At 50.6% G+C, this 22,132-nt stretch carries 26 protein-coding genes; 5 read left to right on the top strand and 21 right to left on the bottom strand.

Annotated features, from left to right (window positions below):
* Positions 1-17 precede the first annotated feature (17 nt).
* Entirely contained in the window at positions 18-1,310 is a 1,293-nt protein-coding gene (locus HV107_RS00470; RefSeq protein ID WP_151711920.1) for a hypothetical protein, read from the top strand.
* A gap of 569 nt (positions 1,311-1,879) precedes the next feature.
* Positions 1,880-2,824, top strand: a complete 945-nt coding sequence (locus HV107_RS00465) for an ArdC family protein (protein ID WP_182061626.1) — start codon at positions 1,880-1,882, stop codon at positions 2,822-2,824.
* A 391-nt stretch (positions 2,825-3,215) separates the two neighbouring features.
* Here the strand turns inward: HV107_RS00465 and HV107_RS00460 are convergent, their stop codons facing one another.
* Positions 3,216-4,115 (bottom strand): WYL domain-containing protein, encoded by a 900-nt coding sequence (locus HV107_RS00460; RefSeq protein WP_151711922.1) that lies wholly within the window; start codon positions 4,113-4,115, stop codon positions 3,216-3,218.
* A 206-nt stretch (positions 4,116-4,321) separates the two neighbouring features.
* Here HV107_RS00460 and HV107_RS00455 point away from each other — a divergent pair, with 206 nt between their 5' ends.
* The 3 genes from HV107_RS00455 (at position 4,322) to HV107_RS00445 (ending at position 5,608) form a co-directional block, all read left to right on the top strand.
* Positions 4,322-4,492: a hypothetical protein gene (locus tag HV107_RS00455; RefSeq protein ID WP_169804715.1), complete on the top strand. Its 171-nt coding sequence runs from the start codon at positions 4,322-4,324 to the stop codon at positions 4,490-4,492.
* A gap of 141 nt (positions 4,493-4,633) precedes the next feature.
* Positions 4,634-4,897: a DUF1883 domain-containing protein gene (locus HV107_RS00450; protein ID WP_151711923.1), complete on the top strand. Its 264-nt coding sequence runs from the start codon at positions 4,634-4,636 to the stop codon at positions 4,895-4,897.
* 36 nt (positions 4,898-4,933) lie between these two features.
* Positions 4,934-5,608, top strand: coding sequence for a hypothetical protein (locus HV107_RS00445; protein ID WP_182061625.1), 675 nt, complete (start codon positions 4,934-4,936; stop codon positions 5,606-5,608).
* Positions 5,609-5,901: 293 nt separating this feature from the next.
* Here the strand turns inward: HV107_RS00445 and HV107_RS00440 are convergent, their stop codons facing one another.
* The 20 genes from HV107_RS00440 to HV107_RS00345 form a co-directional block, all read right to left on the bottom strand.
* Positions 5,902-6,186, bottom strand: a complete 285-nt coding sequence (locus HV107_RS00440) for a hypothetical protein (RefSeq protein WP_182061624.1) — start codon at positions 6,184-6,186, stop codon at positions 5,902-5,904.
* Between the two features lie 105 nt (positions 6,187-6,291).
* Positions 6,292-7,038, bottom strand: a complete 747-nt coding sequence (gene mobC, locus HV107_RS00435; RefSeq protein ID WP_182061623.1) for a MobC family replication-relaxation protein — start codon at positions 7,036-7,038, stop codon at positions 6,292-6,294.
* 10 nt (positions 7,039-7,048) lie between these two features.
* Positions 7,049-8,923 (bottom strand): type IV secretory system conjugative DNA transfer family protein, encoded by a 1,875-nt coding sequence (locus HV107_RS00430; RefSeq protein ID WP_182063431.1) that lies wholly within the window; start codon positions 8,921-8,923, stop codon positions 7,049-7,051.
* A 744-nt stretch (positions 8,924-9,667) separates the two neighbouring features.
* Entirely contained in the window at positions 9,668-9,973 is a 306-nt protein-coding gene (locus tag HV107_RS00425; protein ID WP_182061622.1) for a hypothetical protein, read from the bottom strand.
* 18 nt (positions 9,974-9,991) lie between these two features.
* The gene (locus HV107_RS00420; protein ID WP_182061621.1) at positions 9,992-10,291 is read right to left on the bottom strand and encodes a TrbM/KikA/MpfK family conjugal transfer protein; all 300 of its coding nucleotides are present in this window, start codon (positions 10,289-10,291) and stop codon (positions 9,992-9,994) included.
* Between the two features lie 49 nt (positions 10,292-10,340).
* Complete coding sequence (virB11, locus tag HV107_RS00415; RefSeq protein ID WP_182061620.1) at positions 10,341-11,369, bottom strand: P-type DNA transfer ATPase VirB11; 1,029 nt, start codon at positions 11,367-11,369, stop codon at positions 10,341-10,343.
* Positions 11,359-12,663, bottom strand: coding sequence for a TrbI/VirB10 family protein (locus HV107_RS00410; RefSeq protein ID WP_182061619.1), 1,305 nt, complete (start codon positions 12,661-12,663; stop codon positions 11,359-11,361). Before HV107_RS00410 ends, virB11 begins: the two co-directional genes overlap by 11 nt.
* A complete protein-coding gene (virB9, locus tag HV107_RS00405) occupies positions 12,660-13,547 on the bottom strand; it encodes a P-type conjugative transfer protein VirB9 (RefSeq protein WP_182061618.1) in 888 nt (295 codons plus the stop codon). Before virB9 ends, HV107_RS00410 begins: the two co-directional genes overlap by 4 nt.
* On the bottom strand, positions 13,547-14,230 hold the full coding sequence (locus tag HV107_RS00400; RefSeq protein WP_182061617.1) for a virB8 family protein: 684 nt from the start codon (positions 14,228-14,230) through the stop codon (positions 13,547-13,549). The genes virB9 and HV107_RS00400 overlap by 1 nt, the downstream gene beginning before the upstream one ends.
* Positions 14,223-14,363 carry a hypothetical protein gene (locus HV107_RS00395; protein WP_015696803.1) on the bottom strand — a complete coding sequence of 47 codons (141 nt, stop codon included), beginning with the start codon at positions 14,361-14,363 and terminating at the stop codon, positions 14,223-14,225. Before HV107_RS00395 ends, HV107_RS00400 begins: the two co-directional genes overlap by 8 nt.
* A gap of 89 nt (positions 14,364-14,452) precedes the next feature.
* The gene (locus tag HV107_RS00390) at positions 14,453-15,484 is read right to left on the bottom strand and encodes a type IV secretion system protein (protein ID WP_182061616.1); all 1,032 of its coding nucleotides are present in this window, start codon (positions 15,482-15,484) and stop codon (positions 14,453-14,455) included.
* A gap of 11 nt (positions 15,485-15,495) precedes the next feature.
* Positions 15,496-15,720, bottom strand: coding sequence for an EexN family lipoprotein (locus HV107_RS00385; RefSeq protein ID WP_182061615.1), 225 nt, complete (start codon positions 15,718-15,720; stop codon positions 15,496-15,498).
* 10 nt (positions 15,721-15,730) lie between these two features.
* The gene (locus HV107_RS00380; protein WP_182061614.1) at positions 15,731-16,447 is read right to left on the bottom strand and encodes a type IV secretion system protein; all 717 of its coding nucleotides are present in this window, start codon (positions 16,445-16,447) and stop codon (positions 15,731-15,733) included.
* 23 nt (positions 16,448-16,470) lie between these two features.
* Entirely contained in the window at positions 16,471-19,218 is a 2,748-nt protein-coding gene (locus HV107_RS00375; protein WP_182061613.1) for a VirB3 family type IV secretion system protein, read from the bottom strand.
* An 11-nt stretch (positions 19,219-19,229) separates the two neighbouring features.
* Complete coding sequence (locus tag HV107_RS00370) at positions 19,230-19,508, bottom strand: TrbC/VirB2 family protein (protein ID WP_047611357.1); 279 nt, start codon at positions 19,506-19,508, stop codon at positions 19,230-19,232.
* On the bottom strand, positions 19,508-20,155 hold the full coding sequence (locus HV107_RS00365; protein WP_182061612.1) for a lytic transglycosylase domain-containing protein: 648 nt from the start codon (positions 20,153-20,155) through the stop codon (positions 19,508-19,510). The genes HV107_RS00370 and HV107_RS00365 overlap by 1 nt, the downstream gene beginning before the upstream one ends.
* Positions 20,156-20,230: 75 nt before the next feature.
* The gene (locus tag HV107_RS00360; protein WP_119823805.1) at positions 20,231-20,452 is read right to left on the bottom strand and encodes a hypothetical protein; all 222 of its coding nucleotides are present in this window, start codon (positions 20,450-20,452) and stop codon (positions 20,231-20,233) included.
* A gap of 396 nt (positions 20,453-20,848) precedes the next feature.
* On the bottom strand, positions 20,849-21,058 hold the full coding sequence (locus tag HV107_RS00355; RefSeq protein WP_182061611.1) for a TraR/DksA family transcriptional regulator: 210 nt from the start codon (positions 21,056-21,058) through the stop codon (positions 20,849-20,851).
* Positions 21,048-21,635: a DUF2857 domain-containing protein gene (locus tag HV107_RS00350; protein ID WP_182061610.1), complete on the bottom strand. Its 588-nt coding sequence runs from the start codon at positions 21,633-21,635 to the stop codon at positions 21,048-21,050. The genes HV107_RS00355 and HV107_RS00350 overlap by 11 nt, the downstream gene beginning before the upstream one ends.
* A gap of 14 nt (positions 21,636-21,649) precedes the next feature.
* On the bottom strand, positions 21,650-21,844 hold the full coding sequence (locus HV107_RS00345; RefSeq protein ID WP_009635172.1) for an AlpA family transcriptional regulator: 195 nt from the start codon (positions 21,842-21,844) through the stop codon (positions 21,650-21,652).
* Positions 21,845-22,132 lie beyond the last annotated feature (288 nt).

The raw sequence follows: 22,132 nt of genomic DNA, 5'->3' as shown, positions 1-22,132 counted from the left end.
TATAGGAGGGGGACGCAATGTCAGAGATTAATCCACACGATGCCGCGCAGACTTTGCCCCAGGATCGGGAAACGCTGTATCACTTGGTCTGGAGGGAGCCCGCGGAACGTATAACTGTGTTGTATGACATCAGTACTGAGTTACTGGCAAAACGATGCAGTGAAATGCGGATACCCAGGCCGCTTGCCGGTTACTGGAAGGCACTTGCGAATGGGACTGCACCTGCAATTCCAGCTCTGCCCGCTCTGAGAAAGGGTAAGGCGGAAAAGGTACGCGAGAATGACAATTCATCAATGCAATTTCCTGCCATTACGGTATCAAAATCAGCATATTCAGTCGCCCCAAAGCAAGCTTCTGTTACGAGTAATGGCTATGGATTGATAAATGATCTCAAAACGTATCTGCCAGTCTCTTCGGTTACAGAAGATGGCTATTATAAACCTGCGAAAAAGAAATTACTGGATCTCAACGTTTCTGATACGGGATTTGAGCACGCAATTGAGTTCCTGAGCCGGTTCATTGAAGCTCTGGGGAAAAAGGGTTATCGGGTAATGCTGGATACTCCGGGAGAAAAACTACATCGTGCGGATATTGATATTAAGGAAGATCTAAAAGCGGGAGGATATCGCTGGGAGAATTTATGGCGGCCTTATACGCCAAGTATTATTTGTGTCGGTGATATGTACTTTGCGTTTAATCTTGCTGAAATGACGGAGTATGTTCCAGCGAAAAAAGTCAAAAACCGCTATATTCGTGATGAACAGATGGGACGGTGGATTCGGGGGAAAAATAGTGAGTCTTTGAGACACGTATCAAAACATACTCTACCTACCGGGCGATTTCTGTTGCAGCTTTACTCGCCTTATTCTTACTCAGAATGGTTGGTACAGTTCCGTCAGACGAAACAGTGCGGGTTAATTAGCCAGATCCCTAAGATGATTTCGGCGATGCAGGAGGCTGTTCCGCTAATTTCAAAGCAGCTAGAAGAGGCCAGAATCAAAGCTGAGGAGCGGTGTGCCCAGCGTGAGCTGGAATTAGCCATATATCTTGAAAAGGAGCGGATAGGTCGGGAACAGGAAGCTTACCGTGCCAGCCGTGCCGAGCTCAAATCTATTATGGTTCAGTGGGCTGAAGATAAACGGCTGGAACAGTTCTTTCACGAAGCAGAATCAGATGCGGCAACGCTTGATGTTGAGCAAAAGGTGCAGGTTATGAAACGGCTAGAACTGGCTCGCCAGTTCCTGTCAGAGGATACGGCGATTGAAAGGTTGCTGAAGTGGAAAACGCCGCAAGAGCGCTTGATAAAATAATAATATTATTCCGTAGGTTATAGGTTATAGGTTTCAGGGGTGAGGGGTGTGATTCAGCGCAAAATATTACTGGCTGACGGTTAGGTTCAAGCGGTGAGTATTTTAATACTACCACCCTTAATCAGCCGCTCGCTATATCTCTCTTTCATTGGGATTTGTAGTACGGCAGCAGTCCGGTCCCCTGCATGGGAATATCGGATATCCAGAGCGAGTATACCGGTTGTAGCCGTTGCGTAATGATTAAAAACAGGATTATGAAGTCCGCTACTCTTTAAAACCGACTGACAGTTCAGGTCTGAACTAATACCGTTAAATCAAAACCCCAAACTCCAAACTCATTTCACCGCCGCTAACCAAGGGGCGCTACGCCTGGTTATGCCGATCAGATTTTATCTCCCGCGTGATTTCCGTTCCTCGTATCTGCTTCCGGTTAATCGTTTCCCAACACAACCCGTCCCGCAAGGGTAAATAGCACGCATTCTGCGCCCTTGCAGGTCGGAACGATGCCGGGAAAGCGAACCGTCAGGCGATACGAAGACGAAAATCACACCACTGACGGAGAAAAAACCATGACTATTTCCCTGCATACCCAGGCTAGCGCCCCTAACACCGCAGCGGCGACCAGCGTATCCCCGCTGGACCCGTCAGGCTCCTCAAAAACGAAATTTTCCAAAAGCAAAACCGATATTTATCAGACGGTTACTGACAGCATTATTTCTGCCCTTGAAACGGGCGTTAAGCCATGGTCCTGCCCGTGGCAGCGCGTACCGGGTATGTCAGGATTGCCTTCAAATTACTCAACTGGTATGGCTTACAGTGGAATGAATATCATGTTGTTGTGGAGCAGTGCGTCAGAACAGGGATTCAAGGATTCACGCTGGATGACTTACAAACAGGCGCAAGCGGAAGGCGGGCAGGTACGCAAGGGAGAAAACGGCACTACCGCCATTTTCTATACCACGCTGGAAAAGGAAAATGACGACGGAGAAACTGACTATATCCCGATGCTGAAGACGTTCACCGTGTTTAATGTTGAGCAAATTGATGGTTTGCCTCTAAGTGACGAAGCCGTTTGTCCGGCAGAGACCTTTGAACCGCTACCGCGTGCGGAAGCGCTTTTCCGTAACAGTGGTGCAACCATCATTGAGAAGGGACAAAACGCCTTTTTTGCACCATCAACCGATGAAATCCGTTTACCGGAACGTTGTCTTTTTACCGATGCTGCCAATTTCTACGCCACCGGCCTGCATGAGCTGATTCACTGGAGCGGGGCAAAAAGTCGGCTGAACCGTGAAATGAAAGGGAAGTTTGGCAGTGAGGGATATGCGTTTGAGGAGTTGATCGCCGAACTGGGAAGCGCGTTCCTGGTGGCGGATCTGGGGATCGTTGGAGAGGTGCAGCATGAAAGCTATATCGCTTCCTGGCTGAAAGCACTGAAGAACGACAAGCGCTATATTTTCAAGGCCGCCAGCGCGGCATCCAAAGCGCATCGTTATTTGATGGATAAGCTTTGAGCGGGAATGCACTGCAAAGGAATGGGGCTTTCCGTGTAGGGGGCTTTTAAAACAGTAACGCTGTAGGGACATGAGTGAGGCGGAGCGCAGACAGGGCGAGCACCGAACAGTCATGTTCCTGCAGTGGAATTAAAACAACCCCAAGAAGGGATTGATGTGTAGTTACTCCATGTGATTAATTGCATTAGCTCATATCGCTGTACAGCTTTCTCGTACAGTACACAACCAAATATGACAGTCAGTTAAGAGCGATCAACGGACATTGCTAACATCGCGGTTTATCAATCAACAAGGAGCAGGTCAACGGGTATAAATTATAGTGGGTTATTATTTTATTGGAAATTAAATTGATAGGCCCGCAGTTATGCGGGCTTTTAGATTTAAGGTAATATCAGGAAATTGCACCATACCTAAAAAGCATATCATGATTTTTTAGTTCGAAATTATAGAAGATGTTATTATCTCCTTTTTCTTTGTAATGCACCATCCATTGATTCAGTATTATCCATATTAACGCTGCCCTTTCTGTAAGTAATATTTTATTTTCATTTCGAGGAATGCCAAAATCCCTGGCGACTCGTTCCTTTTCATTCTTATTAAGAATCGAATTAATTTCAAGCTCTACAGGCAGGTTAAGTTTCCATAATGAGTCATAGTCAAGACTATGTTCTTTCTCTATATCTTCATTAGTTTCAGAAACATCAATAACTCTGGAAAAATTAAAATTTTTATATCTAACAGTGGGTTGTGACGGGGCGTTTTCATGGTAAGCCCTGAAAATCCAGTTCCTGCCATCAAATAAAATAGCCAGTGGAGAGAGTAATCTGCTGTCTGTGTTTTTACTGGACGCTGAATCGTAATTGCAGAGAATTTTTTTGTTATTAAGCATTGCCCTAGTGATTTTAGAAACCTCAATTGAGCTAAGAGTTGATTTTATAAAACCAACTCTCTCGAAAGGCGTGTTGATTCTAGAGTTGATTATCTTATTTTTGTTAAACCCTTCAGCTAACATTTCCAGTGCGTCATCTACACTAAAGTCCACAAATGGAATAAAACTGTCAATCTTGATTATGAATTTCTTTTCGCTTTTATCATAATCGAAATTATTCTCTCTGAGAGAATTGTATTCCGCAATTATGCGCGTTGCGGTAATTTCAGAAACATCAAATTCTTTAGTTATATCAAGTCTGGAAAATTGCCCTTTGTAGAGCAATAAAAAATCAATAAAAGCTAATCTCAGGGCTAAGTTCTGGTCATTTTTTAGTATGTCTGTAAAAGATTTATCGGTCATGGTATCAGCCTCATGTCTACTCTAAGTAGATTCTACCACAAACCATCGCTCACATGGTTATCATTTTGATAGCCTTATCGATCATTTTATGGGTTCGTATGTAGCATGTTTTCATGTGTAAGTGCTTGACAAAGGGCAGGCGGCATTTTAGATTAAAGCTGACTAGTGGGAATTGGTCCCACCGGTAACTTTTAGGAGCAGCCCAGATGGCTACTAACCCACCGAAAGATGGACATAGAAATGGAATGGTTAAACAGCGCTCACAGGTGTTTAATCCATTGACGGAGACATGGACTAAGCGTGATACGCAGACAGGGCGCTTTATGGATGGTAAGGCAGATGGTGATCCATTCAAAGGTGTAAGAAAGGAAAAGTAAAGTGGGTGCTGTATTAAGCATCCACTTTATGATTGCACTCAGCACTTAACTTCCCCAAGAAAGTGCCTAACCCAAAGGCTGTTAATCAGAATGCCATGACGGAAGCTTCTGGTCAACAGCCAACACATAAGAGGTTCTTTTATGAACTTTCAGCATTATAGTTTAAATCATCGTCACAAGGGCGATGTGGTAGAAATCTCATTGCAAGGAAATGCCGCTAATATTCGGGTCATGGATGATATTAATTTCCATAGATATAAAAGCCGCCAGCGTTATCAATATCTGGGTGGGCTAGCTACGAAATCACTTACTCGGATTCAAATACCAAATGAAGGAAACTGGCATGTTGCTGTTGACCTTGAAGGTTACCGTGGTAATGTGCGCTCATCTGTAAGAGTACTGTGAGATAAAAAATGGGGCCCTCTAGGCCCCCAATTCATTATGAAAGCATTAGCTATTTTTGGCAGCACTGCGCGGTATGAAAGAGAAGCGTCATCAGATATAGATTTAATCGGCCTTTACGATGAGGTTGCAGTTAAATCCATTACTGAGCAGTCAGTTTCTCTTTTCATGTACCCGGAAAAAAAATTGGTCGAAATGATGACCAATGGGGATTTATTCGCTCTACACTTGGTTAAAGAAGCACAGCCTATTTATGGCAATGAGATATTCGAATGCATTTTCTCTAAGTTCAATTATAAAGAAAACTATCAGCAGGAAATGAATGTGTCGATGTTTGTCGCAGACTACATCCTTAATAATTACGAGATGCTAAAGGATTACTCAGAGGCCAATAAGAAACTATCATGGTCATTGCGAACTTTTATCATTGCCGTTTCTGCTCATGATAGAAAACCTGTTTTTTCCAAAATTAAAATATCGGAATACTTATCTTTCCCAAATTTGACTAGTCAGGATATTTTAGTTGCTATCAATATAAAGACATTCAAAAATAAACTGCCTGACAGTATAATGCTGAAAATAAAGGATATTTTTAGTTACCTTGCAGAGGGTAATAATAGTAGCCCAGGATGTGAAATGGACATTGAACTGGCGTCATCAATTATAAAAAAAATTGGGATTGGTTATTCTGGTTTATTTGTTGGCGGTCAGTAAAATAGTCCGTCAGTTCAGACGGGCTGAATTTTTTAAAATTTATAGCTATTTCCTGCAGTGACTGAACGCCTAGGCGCTGGTTGACGTCACAAAGGCTAGTATCTACGCCGCGGAACCAGTACTCGCGGTCAAAGATATTATTGATTCTGACATAGCCGTTAAGCATGGTGCTGCCAGATTTGTACAAGTACCGGCTTACCTTGTATTCCGTATCCAGTAGGACGGCATCTGGCACAGAGCAGCCTGTCAGATTAGGTTTAGCCTTGTGCCTTATGGTGTTAGATCAAATCGAACTAATACAGATTAACATCTGCCCGGAGTGCCAGCAGCCGCCGTTCCAAATTATCCAGTCTTTCTTCGAGGTCATAGCTCTGCTGCTCAATATCTTCCAGCGTTTCTGACAGAACATCACGAAGCAGCACAAAATTTGCCTGTAGAGCATAGACAAAATCGCTGCCGCGAGTCAGTAATGCTTCGCGCGGTATGTCCTGCAATGCGGAATGCGTCATCCATGTCACCAGCGCTTTTGCGCTCATTTCGGTCAGTACGTCCGAAAGTCGGTCAGCTTCTCTTTTCATTTGGTGTCCTGTCTGTTCTGATTTTGGGTGAGTATTTCGAGGGGCATCATTTCAGGTCGTTGCGCTGCCGGTTGGCGGGGTGGGGCTGTAAGTGATACAGAAGAACTATATGCCGTGGTCTAAATCGAGCCGTTGCAGTTCATCGAGCGTATAGATGCGGAAGACATTCCGGTGGCGGGTTTCCAGCGGAATGTGTTGATGGTTAACGATGACGTGCCGGATGCTGTCAAACAGCCGTTCAAGACCGCGTTTTTTCTGCGGGTCCGGCACGATATAAAAAACGTAAATCCAGTCTTTACGGGTTCGGGCCAGCAAATGGCTGGCGATGATCGACTGATAACGGGCTCTGGTTTTCAGGCGGCGCTCGGTCTCAATAGCGATCACGGTGCCGCCGGGGAGGGTAATCAGACCGTCCGGGCGATGACCGACCTGATACCGGTTGAGGAAAGTCGTGCGATCGCCGTTGACCCACCCGGATGCGCCTTTTTGCTCAAGGATGATCCGGGCTGCCTGATTATAAAGGTGGTGCTCCAGCGTCCAGCCGGTAATTTTTGAAGGCTCAAACCGCGCCGGGAAAAGCGCATCGTCGGGTGTTAATACAACGGCCAGTCCGTCACTGGTTATGCCCCACAATGAAATTTTCATCGTACGCGATACCAGGACGTGCTTGTGTATTAAGCCCATGGCCTCGACTTTTGAAAGCAGGGAATACATTGATTTATGATCCCGGAAGCCAAACAGCAGCATCAGCGTTTTAAAGTCACTGTACGTCTCTTCCTTCAGAAAATTCAGCAGTCGCTGTATTTTTTCGTGGTGTCGCGTCTGGCGTTCGCGGTATGCGGTGATGAGCATCATTCCCCCTTTAAAAATCCAGCAATGACGGGCTTTCTTCGTTACCGATATTCTGTGTTGTCATGTCTTTTTTGTCCGCCTCATCAAAAAAAAGATCGGGACGCGTTGTGGTGATATCCGGTGTTGATGCGGGTTCGGGGGAGGTTTCCTCCTCGCTAAAATCCAGGGTGATGTTTATCGTTGCGGCGGTGGCGGCAATCGAGGGCGATACGGCACAGATTTCCAGCTCGCGTTTTCTCACCCTGATGGGCGAAATCAGAGAAGCTGAGGGGAGTGTTTTTGCCGTAAAGATGAAGCTGACAAAATCGGGTAGATTCAGAATCATATTGCTGTCGGTAAAGAAACGCTCCGCCTGCCTGATGGTGCGTTCATCGTCGATAGTCTCTGTCAGTACGGCATCGGTTTTCGCTTTGCGGACCTCATCATCGACTAATATGGTGCCGGACATCCTTGCCACCCATTCAGCGGTGTCCGGATCCATGACCCGATAAACCAGTTTGAATTTAGCGTTCTCAACGACCGCGCCGACAACGGCGTCACCTTTCAAATCTGCCGGGCAGTCTTTTAAATCGGCAATCGACTGATGGTCCATAATAATGTGCACGCCTTTATCGCGTGCCGCGCCTAAACCTTCCAGCGCGGGCCTGGATAAATGGTATTTCAGTTCGGAAAGATAAATTGCAATGGGGCGGGGCACGTCCTTCACCCGCTCGCGCCTTTCTGCCAGTTGGTATAGTCGAACCAGCAGCATGCGCTGAGCGGTAATGATTTTGCTGTTGCGCATTGAGCCAATCACATAGCAGCAACCGCCTTCCTCAAATATTTTATTAAGCGAAAATCCGGTGGGGGCATTGATGGCATTGAGTAAAGCCAGCTCTTCAATTTTACCGAAAAAGGCTTTTATTTTATCGGCAATATCCTGAACGTAGTCTCCGTTATAAACATCCCGAATGGTTGAGGCAGTATTACGGGTGACAAACTGCGCGGCTATCCGGGCTGCTTTCCGGTCGTCAATCCGATAAAAGTCTGACTCCTGACCTTTCTCTGCCAGACTGAACCCGGCAACAAAAAGCTCTTCCAGTTCATCGGCGGTAATCTCTTCAATCAGATTTAACTGGTACTGGGGTTTTCGCAGGTCAATCAGGGCAAAAGGTTTTCCTGCATCCTCGCAGGCTTTGCGGTAAAGGTGCGGTGCCCATTCATCATCTTTGGGGTCCATAACAAATACGCCTTCACCGGCCAGAATACTTTGATAAAGTAATATCCCGGTGGCAACCCCTTTGCCGGCGCCGGTGGTGCCGATAATATCCGCGTGTTGTTTCTGCCAGTCTTTTAACGGCAAATACATCGGCTGAATATCGCGGTCCATGCCGATAAATAACCCTTTGTTCAGGTCTATATAATCCAGCGGGTCATAATGCAGTGTTTCAGGTAGCAGTGATTTCACCGTACGGACATCGGTGCGTAATTCCCGTTCTAGCGTGGTTTTTCTGACGAGGTGTTTCTTTATTCTGTCTAATTCAGGGGTTAGTACCCTGCGCAACAGAATATGGAAAATAAAGCCTGCTATGGTGAAAGTAATTAATGTTGACCATTCCAGAACTGGAACGCGGGTAACTGTTCGACCCTGATAAAGCCACTGGAAAATCCAGATAACAACCGGCCCCATCGTACCGGAAAGAAAACACAGCATGGAAAAAGCAATAATCAGCTTTTGCCACAATGGGGCTTTTTGGCGTTCATCGCTTTTCATCGACGCGAAAAGCGGCATCGTCAGCCCCGATAACAGCGCCAGCATCAGCTGATGATATTGCATAAAAGCAATGAAGCTCAGCGCGCCATTCACTATCGGCGACAGTGAAACGGCCAGCTTATTCAAAATCACGATGCCTCCTTCGTCAGCGGTTCGCCCCATGACATCGCCCCATCAGTTCGCCCCACGGTGTCGGGCGAAAAGGTGGGGCGAGCGTATGGGACGAAGAAGGTGGCCGCGTTGCGGCCATGTGCAGGAAAGCATGCTTGCCTGCCCGAACGGCGTGCGCCAGTACATGCGGGCTGGACGCCCTTATGTAATGTCACATGGGGGTAATGTCGCGGCTGGACGCTGCGCCAAAACCCCCGACGTCAACGGCGGCACACCGTCGCCCGCTACGCGCGACCACCCCCTTTAAGACGGTCGCTTTCGCCTTCTTATTCCCTTTGCTCGTTCCTCGCAGCGGGAATAAAAGGGAAGCTGACCTTTAAAGAGGGTGGTCGCGCCACGCTACCGGCTTTTGGCCGGAGACTTAGCCGCGACGGTGTGCGGGGCGATGCCCCCCAAATAAACCGCTGTCGTGGGCGACAGCTTTTCGCTCGCCGGGGCGGCGAAATTTATTCGGCTCCCCCCGGCCGGCAAAATCCGCGTGGGCGCGGCTGTTTGCCGGTGAGGCGCGGTGCCTGAAATATTTTCGCTCCTTAACCCGCGAAAATAATTCTGTCCGCTGCCTCATTTTTACGGCCGCATTTCTTCACGCCTTAATCCGCGAAAAATGTGGAGCCGTAAAAACCTGAAAACCGGCACGCCTTAAGCTTGATTCGGCTGAAATATTTTGGCGCTATAGGGGACCTGAGAATAAAATTAATGCAGGGATTAATAGTGGCTCTCGCGGATTTCCCTGATGATGTCGGAATAACACTGACGACTTTCTTTAATGCTGGTTTCATCCAGTGTAAATCCACGCCGGTTAGCTTCTTCTGTCAGCGTTATTTTGTCGGTGGCGTTTAACGTTTGCAGCAACTGCAATAACCGGCAGGCAACCCGGTAGTGATAAATTTCATAATAAAGGCCGCATCCGTGCATCGCCTCATTTTCAATGTGTTCAATAATACAGGCTGCGCTCATGGAATCCCCGCGCTGATGTGTCCAGGGATGCTGAATAAAACCCGGTTTTGTCATAAAGGTAACCTCCGCTAATTAACCACGCACGCGGCCAAATTTATTGATAATCTGGCTGATTATTGCCGGGTCTGCTGAATCACATTCAAGTAAGAACGATTTTCTGGCATCGGCAGTATGGTCCGGCAGAAAACCGTGCTTGTTCTTTGTGACGATATTAAAGAATGTGCGTTCAGCAGAATGGCATTCATTGCCGCCGTTCCCGGTGGCTTTACCGTACATGCATAACACCACTTCACAGGCGTCAGCGGCCATGCCGGAGGTGGAATATGACGCCATAATGCAGAGCAATAATGCGGAGGATATTGCTTTTTTCATTTCGATCACCTTCATATTCAAACGAGTGCTGCGTAATTCGATAAGTTATTTATTGAAGTCCTTTGCTGAATACACCTCTCATGCCATTAAGATGAAGGGGTTTAAAATAAACATCACTCATCCTGCGTATGTCACCGTGAATATCAATGCTGACTATCACATCAATGCTTTTTAGCACCTTGCGTAACAGAACGTCGAAAGGAATGTTCCGGCAGTCGGGATTTTCATAGCAGCGGTCAATTATCCCTTCAATACATTCTTCCGGGCTGCCCGCATGCAGGGAGGTCATCAATCCCTCATGCCCGGAACCGACGATTTTCAGTGCATCCCAGGCTTCCCGACCGCGAATTTCAGCCAGTAATATCCGGTCAGGGTTCATACGATAATTGGCACGTATCAGTCTGCCGGGCGTGACAATGGCATTATCCCCGGCGTCCGCCGGATAAAAGAGATGGACATAATTGGTGTGATGATAGAATCGGATTTCGGGGTTGTCCTCGATGGTGGTCAGCCTGAGGTGCCGGGGAATAGAGTGCAGCAGCGTTTTCATATAGGTGGTTTTGCCGGATCCGGTTTCACCGACGATAAAAATCGTCTTGCCATATTCCACCGCTTTTTCCATAAAGCGGGAAATATCCCCATCTTGATAATAGCGGGTCAGTTCAACATCTTTGCCTTCCGTTCGCTCCTGACCGCTTACCCGGTTATAAAATCCCGCATCAATCCATGACTGATGCGTTTTCTGCCCGAATGAGGGCTTGCGCAGCGTAATAGACACGGTATTACGCTCACAGGCCGGGGGAATAATGGCCTGAATGCGCTCGCCTGACTCGAGCGTGGCGGAAAGGATCGGCGATATGTCGTCGATATTATCTTCCTGCCACGACGCCAGCGCTCTGGCAAAGGCGTAACACTGACGCAGCGTAATCGGGGCTTCATGTCTTCGCCATTTCCCCCGGATTTTGGTATGCAGTTCACCCGGCCGGTTAACGGCAATATCCGTCAGGCCGTCCTGCGCAATAAAATCACCAAACAGCTGGTTTTTCATAAAATCCAGCGACAGGTTTTCAGCGTTCATACCACCTCTTTTTCACTCGCAGCTGCCAGACGGATGAGAAATCAATATCGGTACCGGTCATGATGCCGATGACATCACCCTGATTCAGGTACAGGGTGGGCGGAATATTGATGCTGTTATCCAGCGTCGTTTTCGCCATTTCAGCCGTGGCGGCGCGGGTGTTTTCGGTGTAGTCGGTATTGCGGTCTTTCCCCGGGGCAGCATCCGACACCGCCGCTGCCACGTCCTGCACCGTACTAAGCATCAGGGCATTGCCGAAGCGCTCCCAGAAGTGATTGTCGATCCAGCCTGAGATCCCCGCCTCGCCGAGCGGGCCGCTGGCCTGCGTGTTGCTGAGCGGGATTTGCAGGCTGCCGGGCTCAGGCGTGCGCAGCTCCGTCCACAGCACAAACATCCGGCTGCGTCCGTGTTGCAGCGCCCCGGCGCGGTAGATGCCACGGGCGACCGTTCCCGCCGGGATCAGCGTCACATGGTTGCTGGCGCTGTAAACATCTTCACTGATCAGGCAGGAAATATGCCCCCCGACATCGGACACGAAGCGCCACATCATCGAACAAGGGATATAGCGGTCCACCGGGATATAGAGATCAGGATTGAGACCCAACCGTCTGACGCCGGTGACACGGGCGACGTCTGGATTGTCGTTGTTACCCGTTTCCGGCGCGGCAGTCTCCGGGCAGCGCAGGCGGCCATCCTTTCCTCGGGTCAGTACTGACGGGCAGGATGTGTACGTCGTGGATGATGACGGACTGTCGGACGTTTCTGCGTTGCTGCGAAGTTGGCCCGGGGACGTGCGTGTATTATCGCCCGGCATTGTTCGGGCGTTGTTCAGCCCTTCAGCCAGCGCGGCTGCCTTGTTCAGGGCGGGTGGGGCTGTTGGCAGGGTGGGTGCGGAGGAGACGGTCTGGCTGACAGGGTCTGTTCCGTCCTGTGTGTGCGGCCCGAACAGGCCAAACGGGTTACTGTCCATGCCCAGATTTTGACGCTCATGCAGCGTCTTCCCGGCGGAGGGCGGCGGCGCGGTGTCGGCTTCTTTCTCATTACCCACTTTCAATGCACTGAAAAGACGATCGCCGCCGGATGCCAGGGCGATCACCAGCGCCAGACTCAGCAGGCTGACGATCAGCGTGCGGCGACCGGATGCCTTACGAAAACGGGTCACTTCCGGCTGGCCGGGCGGTGTTCTTTGCTCCGGCTCCTGATACGCCATTGCCGCACGGGCGCGTTCGCGGGCTTCCGCTTCCCGCTCTGCGGTGGTTTTTTCCGGTTCGTCCGGGACGGGTTTATCGGTCATTTGGCCTCCAGCGTAACGGACGGTGAAACGGTGTCGCTGCGGGTTATCGGGATGCGCCCGAATCCGTCATTTTCGATCCCCACCACTGAGGTGCCGTAACGCAGCACCAGTTGTGGTGATACCGGCACCACCATCACGATGTAGTTACCCTGTTTAACCGTCCTGGGCGTGACCGCCTGCTCCCGTCCGTTAACCGCCTGGAAAACGGAAGGCAGGGTTCTGATGGGGGAAAAACCGATATATGCAAAACGACCATCGTCCCAGGCAAAATCCGGTGCGATGGAGGTCGAACCGGCGGCTACCCGTTTGGTGTAGCGCCAGTTGCGTGGCATGCTGGCCTCTCCGAATGCCGCTGCTATTTGCTGCGTCTCCTGTCTTTCACGCTGCTGCGTCTGACGTGCGGCGCTGGCGGCGGCGGATTGCTGGCGAACCTCGGCCGGATAGTGGTAACGGATAACGAACGCCTGCGCGGGGGAATCGTGGTCCAGCACGTTCAGCTCCAGGCTGTAATCACGCTTTGAGGTCACCACGAAGAGGTTGGTCTTCCAGTCCTTTGCCGTGGGCAGGAACACCTGGCTGACGTTGTTGCCACTGGCGTCCGTCACCGGCTGGGTGATGGGGTTCGGGCTGACGCCGACCCGGTTATCACTCTTCGTCACCGTCCAGCCTTTGGGAAAACCCGCTTGCGCATCAATCACAGCTTCGTCATCGTCAAACAGCAGCGTGGTGACGTAGCCAGGGCGGGTATTCACCACGGTGGCGTTCTGGCTGTTATACGATACGTTCTGCATCCGGCTGTCATAGCCGCTGCCACGCGGGGTGGCGGCGCTCCATGCCGCGCATGACACCATTAAACCCGTCAGGAGCAGGATGTTTTTCAGCATCATTCGCTCCTCAGTTCTTTATCGCGCTGGTAGCTGGTGACGATAAAGCCCAGCGGGTTCACTTCACGCTGACTGTCCGTCAGTTGCTGATGCGGGACATAACGATAAGTGAGGCGGATATTCCAGAAGTCCGTTTTCACTGAATTATCAGAGATACGGCGAAGGGTACGCTTGATACGCAGGGTTGCCAGGTTATCCGGCCCGGTGGCAGGCGCATGCACATTGGAAATAATGTCGATATAGACGACATATTCGGCTTTATTAAAAATAACGTCCGGTGCCTGGTCGCCGTTAAACCCGTCCAGATAATCCCGGTTCACGCTGTCGCTGTTAAATAATTGTACGTCTTCGTAATCACGCTGGAGGGAGAAATAATTATACCCTTCGCGGAGTCTGACATAGTGTGCCGCCAGTGAATGCGCCAGCGCTTTTTCAGACGCAATATCCCGCTCTTTAATGCGGGTCATATACTCATAACGGCCGGTTTGTTTATCCACCGACCACAATTCAATGTCAGTGGTTTTCAGCGGCAGCAGAATAAGAATGGCCATAATTGCCAGTGCAGCCAGAATCAGCCCGGCAGCGGCCACCCGCCAGGCGGTGTTACGGGAACTCTCTTCCTTTTCCAGCAGGATGGATTCAAAAGAGCGCGAGACATTAATGATGCGCTGAATATCAGACATGGTGAGTCAGCTCCTGAATGATGGCGGGGGAATTAACCGGCTGGGGATCGCCGGACACCGGCGGGAGGTCGCCCTGATGCTGCGCGCAGCCCGTAAGCGCGCACAGCACCAGAAGCAAAATGCTGAATTTCATGGAAGCCTCTTATCGGATAAATGCAGGAAAGCCGCACTGCTGGCAGTGGCCACGGCGTGACGGAGAAAAGAGATTAGCGGTCGGGAGGATTAACGGTGACGCTGCTGATTCTGGCGTTTCATGCTTTCAATGGCGGTGGCACGTTTCTGCCAGGCGCTCACGGCTTTGCCTGCCCCTGCGGCAATGAACCTGCCGGTTGTCGCTGCTGCGGCCATGCCACCTTTGGCGGTCAGTCGACCCCCGGCCTTTATGCCGGGTCTGGCGACGTCGGCAGATTTGCTCACCAGCCCGCTCAGTCCGCTCATGGCTGCACCCTGTAACACGGCCTGTACGGCGGCACCGCCTAATGCGCTGGCAACTTTTGCCGAGAAGTAGATGATGACGCCTGAAATAACACCGGCGACACAGCACTGAACGCCGAGCGTGATGATATTGGCGTTATCCGCGAAACTGACCGCCTTATCCAATATTCCGTTCAGATAATTAATCACGATCCTGATTGACAATGCTGAAAACATAATCGTCAGAATAACGGTAAATATAGTTTTCAACCAGTTATTGAACATGGAGGTTAGGAATCTATACAGCAGGCAGAAAATAAAAATCGGCGAGGTAGTGGTCATTAATACTATTGTGATTTCGGCTAAAAGGTTAACGGTCGAGCCGAATAGCAGGGTAACGATAGCACCTCCCCAGACCAGAATTTCAGCAATCCCTCCGTTAAGTTTTACATAGTTGGAATCATCATTTTGATAAAGTTTTTGTCCGATTGTCTGTGCTTTTTCCCATACGGTATCGAGCAATGCCCAGACATTATCGTCGCCGCTGACACCATCTTTTAATCCATTAATGGCCGAGATGGCTAAATCCAGCCAACTGCCAAGATTTAAAACGAACGTCATGATCAACAACATTCGTCCGACATCCCATACGACATCTTCTATCGGGGTTTGAAGTTTTCCTGCCAGAGTCTGATACCCACGATAAGTGATAAATAATGTAAATGAACTGACGGCGATAACACTGATCATATTGCCGTACACGGAAGTTTGTCCCTGTAGTACGGCATTTAAACCGCCAGTGATAGTGTTGTTCATTCCAACAAACATACCACCTGACATAGGTCACCTCGTTAATTTAAATCGGGAACCTTTGCATTCCCCTGACGGAGTTCAAATCGTGCCTCACGTACGTTTTTACAATCTTGGGAATCATCACCGGATGATTCGCACGTCTTATATCGGATATTCATTTCATCTTGGTGTTCTTTATACCATTGCGTTGATTTCGGGTTATCACATCCTGTCAGTAATAAGAATCCAGAAATAATTGGAATCAACAAAATTGATGTTTTCATGTTTGCCCTCTCAATCATTAAAGTCAGGAACAGGCGCGGTGAGTTGCTGCTCATTGAAAGTTTTTTGCCGCTGCTGAGTCAGCATGGTGGAACGTTGCTCTGCCTGTTTGACTGACATTTCCCACTGGCTGGTCAGCGCATTCAATTGTACGCTTTTGGCCGCGATGGCGTTAGCCAGGTCCTGTGACTCTTTCGAATCCTGCGCATTAGCAATACGGTCTGATAAATCTGATATATCGTCGAGCGTGCCCGTGATCTTGTTTTCAACTTCTGACGTATTTTCTATTGCTACAGCCTGATTCAGGATCGTCTGTTTGCAGCTGTCCAGATAGCGTTGTGAAGAGCTGGAGGGGTTACAGGTATCGAACGGTTTATATTTGTTATACAAGCTATTCAGTTCAGACGAATATGACCCGTTTTGGTTGCTCAGCAGGTCATCCAGTGAAATACCGTGCTGACGAAGATTATCAATATCGGTTTTCAGGCTTTTGGCCTCGCGGAGAAATGCCTGAATGTCCCGCACACCCGTTGCCGTGGCTAATTGCTGCTTGTAGGCATCAAGTTCACCTCTGTAATGGGTAACGGTTTCCTGCCATTGCTGGAGTTTCTGGATCCACTGATTCATGGATTCGGTATTCTGTACGGCGTCGAATACCGGTATTCCGGCGCTCATCGCCTGGGTGGAAATAAACAACGCTAATGTCAGTATGATATCTCTGAACCGCATTTTCATTACCTCCGTCGTGAATATTACAGGGATTGTTCAAGGAAGGCGGCTTTCCAGTCATCAGGCTGCATTCCTTCCTGATACAGGGTGTCGAATAGTTTCAGGTTGTCTTCGCTGCCGCTCAGCATTTTGGTGAGTTTCCCGAGGCCCGCTAAATCCATTTTCGCCATCACCACAAAAGGCCGGGTTTCACCCGCGCGTAATGGTGTTTTCAGGACCACCATAGAGCGCTCCCCCGGATCGAGGTTTCTGACGATGTCGTACACGCTTTCCGGCACTTTCATCTTTTCCACGTAATCCGCCCGGCTGGCCTTCGGGTTGGCAAGAAATATCTGCGTGCTGCACTGCTCGATAATCGCCGGGGCAATTGGATGTTTGACGATTTCGTCAGGCGACTGCGTGGCGGGGACGAAGATGCCGTTCAGCTTGCGTATCACTTTCAGCATATTAAGCGAGAAGCGGGAGAATTCGATATCGGCCAGCCATTTCCAGAACTCGTCCATGAACATCACCAGCCGGCGACCGTCCAGCAGGCTGGTGACGCGGTAAAGCAGATAAAACGTGACGGGGCCGCGAATATCGTCATCATCGAGAAATTCCGTACCGTCGATACCCACGTTATCAATGTTGCTGATGTTGAAGGTATCCTCCTCATTGTCGAAGACCCAGCCGAACTCGCCGCCCTGCGCCCACTGTTTAAGGCGAATACGTAGCCCGTTGATGCGGGCGTCGGGGGTTGGCGGCTCCGGCAGGACTTCCAGCAGCCGGGTGATACCGAACTTGCGGTATTCCGGCGGGTAGTCGAGCATAATGGTATCCACGGCGGCACTGATCCGCTCCTCATCGCGCGGATCGAGCGGCTTGCCGTTGCGGCCGCACAGTATGCGTACCAGTCGTTTGATAAAGCTGATATTCCGCCGGGTTGGGGCCAGCGAAAACGGGTTAAACCCGGTGGGAGTGCCGGTACGGATGCGGAAGTAGCGTCCGCCCATCTGGCGTATCGCCATCTCCGCCGCCCGGTCCTTGTCGAAATACACCGTGGTGAGCCGCTGGATTGTGGCTGAGGCGGAGAACGTCGCCGGATTTCGGTACTTCTGCATCAGTTGCTGCATCATGGTCATCAGCATCGTTTTCCCTGAGCCGGTTTTACCGATAATCGCTGTATTACCCGGCGTTTTTTCGTTGAAGTCATCCCGCCCGCTTTGGCTGTCATGCAGGTTCAGGTAATATCCGCCACCGCCGGGTGATTTGAGTATCGCGATGGCGTCACCCCAGGGATTGCCGCTCCGCTTGTGGGAATGAAAGTTGTGCAGGCTCGCCAGGTCGGCAAAGTTCTGGCTGCTGACGGCCACCAGACGGGGGCGCAGCGTATACACCCCCGGCAGTTGCGCCAGGTACGCGGCGGGCAGCGACAGCGTGGACAGCGTCGTCATGATGCCGAGGTCGGCGAAGGGCTGCGCCAGCGCGTTGGTATCCTTCACCACCTGCTCTGGGCTGTCTGAAGATACCAGCAGGGAGAAGTGGTATTTCCCGCACGAGACATGCCCGGACTGGAGCAGGTCACGCAGGACAGTCAGCTCTTCCCGCTGTGAAATGGCGTCGTCGTCCGCCGAATTCAGGCGCTTTTCCGCCAGGCGAATATGCTTCTGCGCCTCATCGCGGGCCATGCAGGTGAAGGACTGCGTCAGCACGTACTCGCTTTCGGCATACAGCAGCGCGTCCAGCAGGCCGGTCGCGGTTTCAGGCGAATAATCTTTGATTTCCAGACTGCGGAAAAAACGGGAGCCGCCGACCGTCTGGCACTCGGCGGTGTCAGTGGTAAAAAAGACATCCGGCGTGCTTAATGTTTCATAAAACGGCGCACGCGTGACCGCCACCTTTTGCCACTTGCCGGTGAGCAGGCGGTGATACAAGGACAGCTGGGCGGAATACACCCGCCCGTTGCCTTCATACATCCCCAGTGGCGTCGCCGTATAGCGGGACAGCGCCGAAGCCAGCGCCTCCCGGTGTTCCAGCATCACTTTCAGGGCATCATCCAGCACCGCTTTGCGTTTACCTGACGGCTGTGCCTTCATGGCCTTTTTCTCCAGCGGAGAGAAGGGCGCATAGCAGACGGTGAAAAACAGCCGGTGCCGCCAGAACGGCTTTTCGTTGATCGGCTGGGAATACAGCCGGGTCACTTCATCAGAAAAGGGAATACCTGAATTTGCATCAAAGGCATCGTGGTATTTTTCCCGGATACGGTGAAGATAGAAAGTGACTGGCAGGCCTTCATATGCACGAATCACGTTATTGAGATGCGTCGCCATTAACGTCAGGTGATGTTCGTCCTCGCATTCAAAAACGGTGCCCTCCAGCTCCCAGCTGGCAACCAAATCACCCTGGCGGTTTCTTATTACCTGGGGATGGATATGGGATGAGTAGGGAATATGCTTATCCAGCGTAACGCGCTCGTTTAACTTCATCTTTTCAATAAACTCCGAAACGTCGACAGCGTCATAGCGGTTTGCCAGCAGGGCATTGGCACCAAAATGTTTATTGGTGCCAAACCGGCCACGGGTTTTAAAGGCCAGCCAGAGCAGCCCGAAATAGTGAATATCGGTTCTGGCCTTTGCCTTCATCTCCAGCCAGGCGGGAATAAGCAGTAATATCAGGTAATAGCTGACATAGACCGCCAGCAGGACGATGGCCCCGCTGACCATCACGAACGGCACGAGGGGAATGCCGGCTATGGCGGCAGGTCGCGTCAGCGCTTTGTTCAGCGTAGCCATCGTTGCCTCCCTTATGACGCCCAGTAGGCACCGAAACCTGACGCACCGACGATTAGGATGGCGCCAATGATGACGTTGCGCATGTCATGCAGGCTCTTACCGTCAAACAACACTTTGTACCCCACCCACATGGTGGCCAGCGTGATGGTGACGGCGGCCAGCCCGAGCAGGCCGGTAGAGGTGTTGCTCAGCGTCTCATTGGCTTTATTAAACCCGCTGTCTGCTGCCAGCACCGGGCTTGCCATTAACAGGCAAGTGAGGACGGGCCAGTCAGTCTGTTTTCGTTTCATCATTGTTCCTCCTGGGGGCCGGGAATGGGTAACGCGCCGCGTATTAGGGCGTTGGGGTAGCGTAGGGATGTCAGAACTGGCGTGGCGTTATCGGTAAGCTCGCCACGCATGACGGCGGCGGGGTAACGGATTGCCGGCACGAGCTTTTCGGTGGGAGGTCGCTGCCGGTCTTCCCGCGTTGACGGTACGGCGTATCCGATGCGCTGGATGTAGCTGGTCTGGTTAAACGCGGATTCCGGCTGTTGGCCGGTCGTGAAATTTCCCGAGTAGTAGCAACTGAGCGCACGCTTGAGGGAACCGCCGCGGCGGTAGCAGTCGGTGAGGATGTGCTCAAAGACGGACAGGTTGGTACAGGGGTCAAGAAGGTCACGGGCGTTCACGCCGTAATGACGGAAATTGGTGCTGGTGATTTGCATCAGCCCGACCGAATAACGTCGGCCCTCTGCCGTCAACTGTCTGGTGATGCTGACGGCCTCATCCTTGCTCGTGGGGAAATGTGAAGTCACGCCTTTGCCACCGGGCAGGATTTCAGCAATGGCATACGGATTCAAACCGGATTCGACCCGCGCCACATCAAGTGCCGTCGACGGGTGAACGCTGGCGGCGCACTGCATGGCCGCCGCCAGAAACACGGAGGTGGAAAGCATGGTGGCCTCGGAACGATAAACTGGGCAACGCGTACCGCCATCAGACGGTACAGGGCCGGAAAGAAGAAAGGGCGATTAAACGGGTTGAGTATCCTGTGTCGCGTCGCCGTCATCCCTGGGCTCAAGGAGCACCAGCTTGCCGGAGACAGCAATGCCGGGTGTCAGTACCACGTTCAGGCCGGGTTTACCGTGATGGGCAAAAGCCACGCCGACTTTCGTCCACCAGGTGTTTTTTTCGCCCTGTGGGTCGGGCTGACTTTCCTGGGTGACAAATACGTGATAAATGGGTTTTCGCATGAGGTCTCCTCTACTAAAAACAACGATGAGTTAAATAAATGTCACATCCCAATTCTGCATTCCGGTTTTAACGGGTCAGCGAGAACATTCAGCGGCACCCTGAATTGTGGTTTCGTGACAGCCCGAACCATATTTTTAAAGAGCAATGCCTGATTCAGGCGAATTAACGTCAATACGGGTAACTATTATGTAATGAGGTTTTCAGGATCAGATATCCGGGGCGGTATATGAACGATAAATTCAAAGTTAAAATGAGAGAGATAAACTAGCGGTGGAGGGGGATAAGCTTTGGGGTAAATAAAAGGAAGTGAAATAGTTAATAAAGACGACTGTGGATTTATAGTTAATGATAGAGACATGCAGGGAAAATATTCCTGCATGTCTCTGTGACCATTATTAACATCTTCGACGTTCAAGTTTTTCCTGACATTCCGTGCAGGTTGTTATGCCCGGCAGTGCCTGCCGTCGCTTTTCAGGAATGGGCTTGCCGCATAGACGACAATGGAATAATGATGGCGTAGACCCTGGCTTAAAACGACTCTGTTCAATCATCTCCTCCAGTCGTTGCTCGTTAAATTCCTGATCGCGGTCGATCTCATCTGGCATGTGCGGCCCTCCGGTCTGACGCCTCCTGTTCGCAAAGTGCGATACGTTTCCAGACGCTGGTCAGTGACAACCCTTCGACTTTCGGCAGCAGGGTTTGCGTTACCTGCATCATGGCGGACAGCGCATCGGTCGATTCCAGGTTGGCCACCCGGCATTGTTGCCATTGCAGCCAGATGGCCGCATCCGTCTCTTCGTCCGGCTCTGGCGTCCGGCCATAAGGCACACGGACGCCCAGTAACCGGCGGCGAAGGCAAACTTCGTTGGAAGTGAGGCCAAAATACTTGTTGAGTAGCGCAATTGATCCACCCAGCCGGATGGCGTGGTTGATACGCTGTTGCTGCAGAACCTCCTCACGGGATTTAGCCAGAAGCAGGTGTAATGCGTCGTGATGAACCGTCACAGTCAAAAACTGTGCAGACTCCCGACTGATGATAAACAGCTCGTCTAGTGACAACTGGTTGAGGGCATTCATTTCGTCGAAAGTGAATCCTAGCGATTCGCAGTAACGAATGTTGCCATCCTTCAATGCATGCAGGGCATCGGTTAATACGGCGTAATTAAGTGATGGGATAATCATGGTATTTTCTCCCTTCAGCCTATTGAGCGGCGGACTAATTTAATATTGATCCATTCGTCAATTTCCGATTCGAGCCAGGCGACACTGGCCGGGCCAATCTTGATTGAGCGGGGGAAGGTACCGTCTTTCATATACAGATAGATTTGAGAGCGCTTCAGGCCAGTTTTTTCTTCAACCTGTTTCAGACGTAATAACTGATGAGATGTCACGGTTTTCTCCTGTGGCAGATATAGCGCTAGCCGGGAGATAACACGACAACACAAAGTCGTGGTGTGGAGAAAGTTGATGAACCCGTATTACGGAAAATCCAATCCTTAATACGGGTTTTTATAGCGAAGGGCATCATCTTATTTTTGTGTTGGTAGAGAAGGGGGCGAGCCGCGCTCAAGCGCAGTCTTGAGCGTGTCGCCACTGAATCGATCGGTAATGCCTTCCTCAGATGCCCATTGTTCAAAAATGGACAATAGTTTATACGGTTGCATGATTAACGGACTGAT

This window comes from Enterobacter sp. RHBSTW-00175 (genome assembly GCF_013927005.1).
Classification (GTDB): Bacteria; Pseudomonadota; Gammaproteobacteria; order Enterobacterales; family Enterobacteriaceae; genus Enterobacter.
This window is presented reverse-complemented; position numbering and strand designations above follow the sequence as displayed.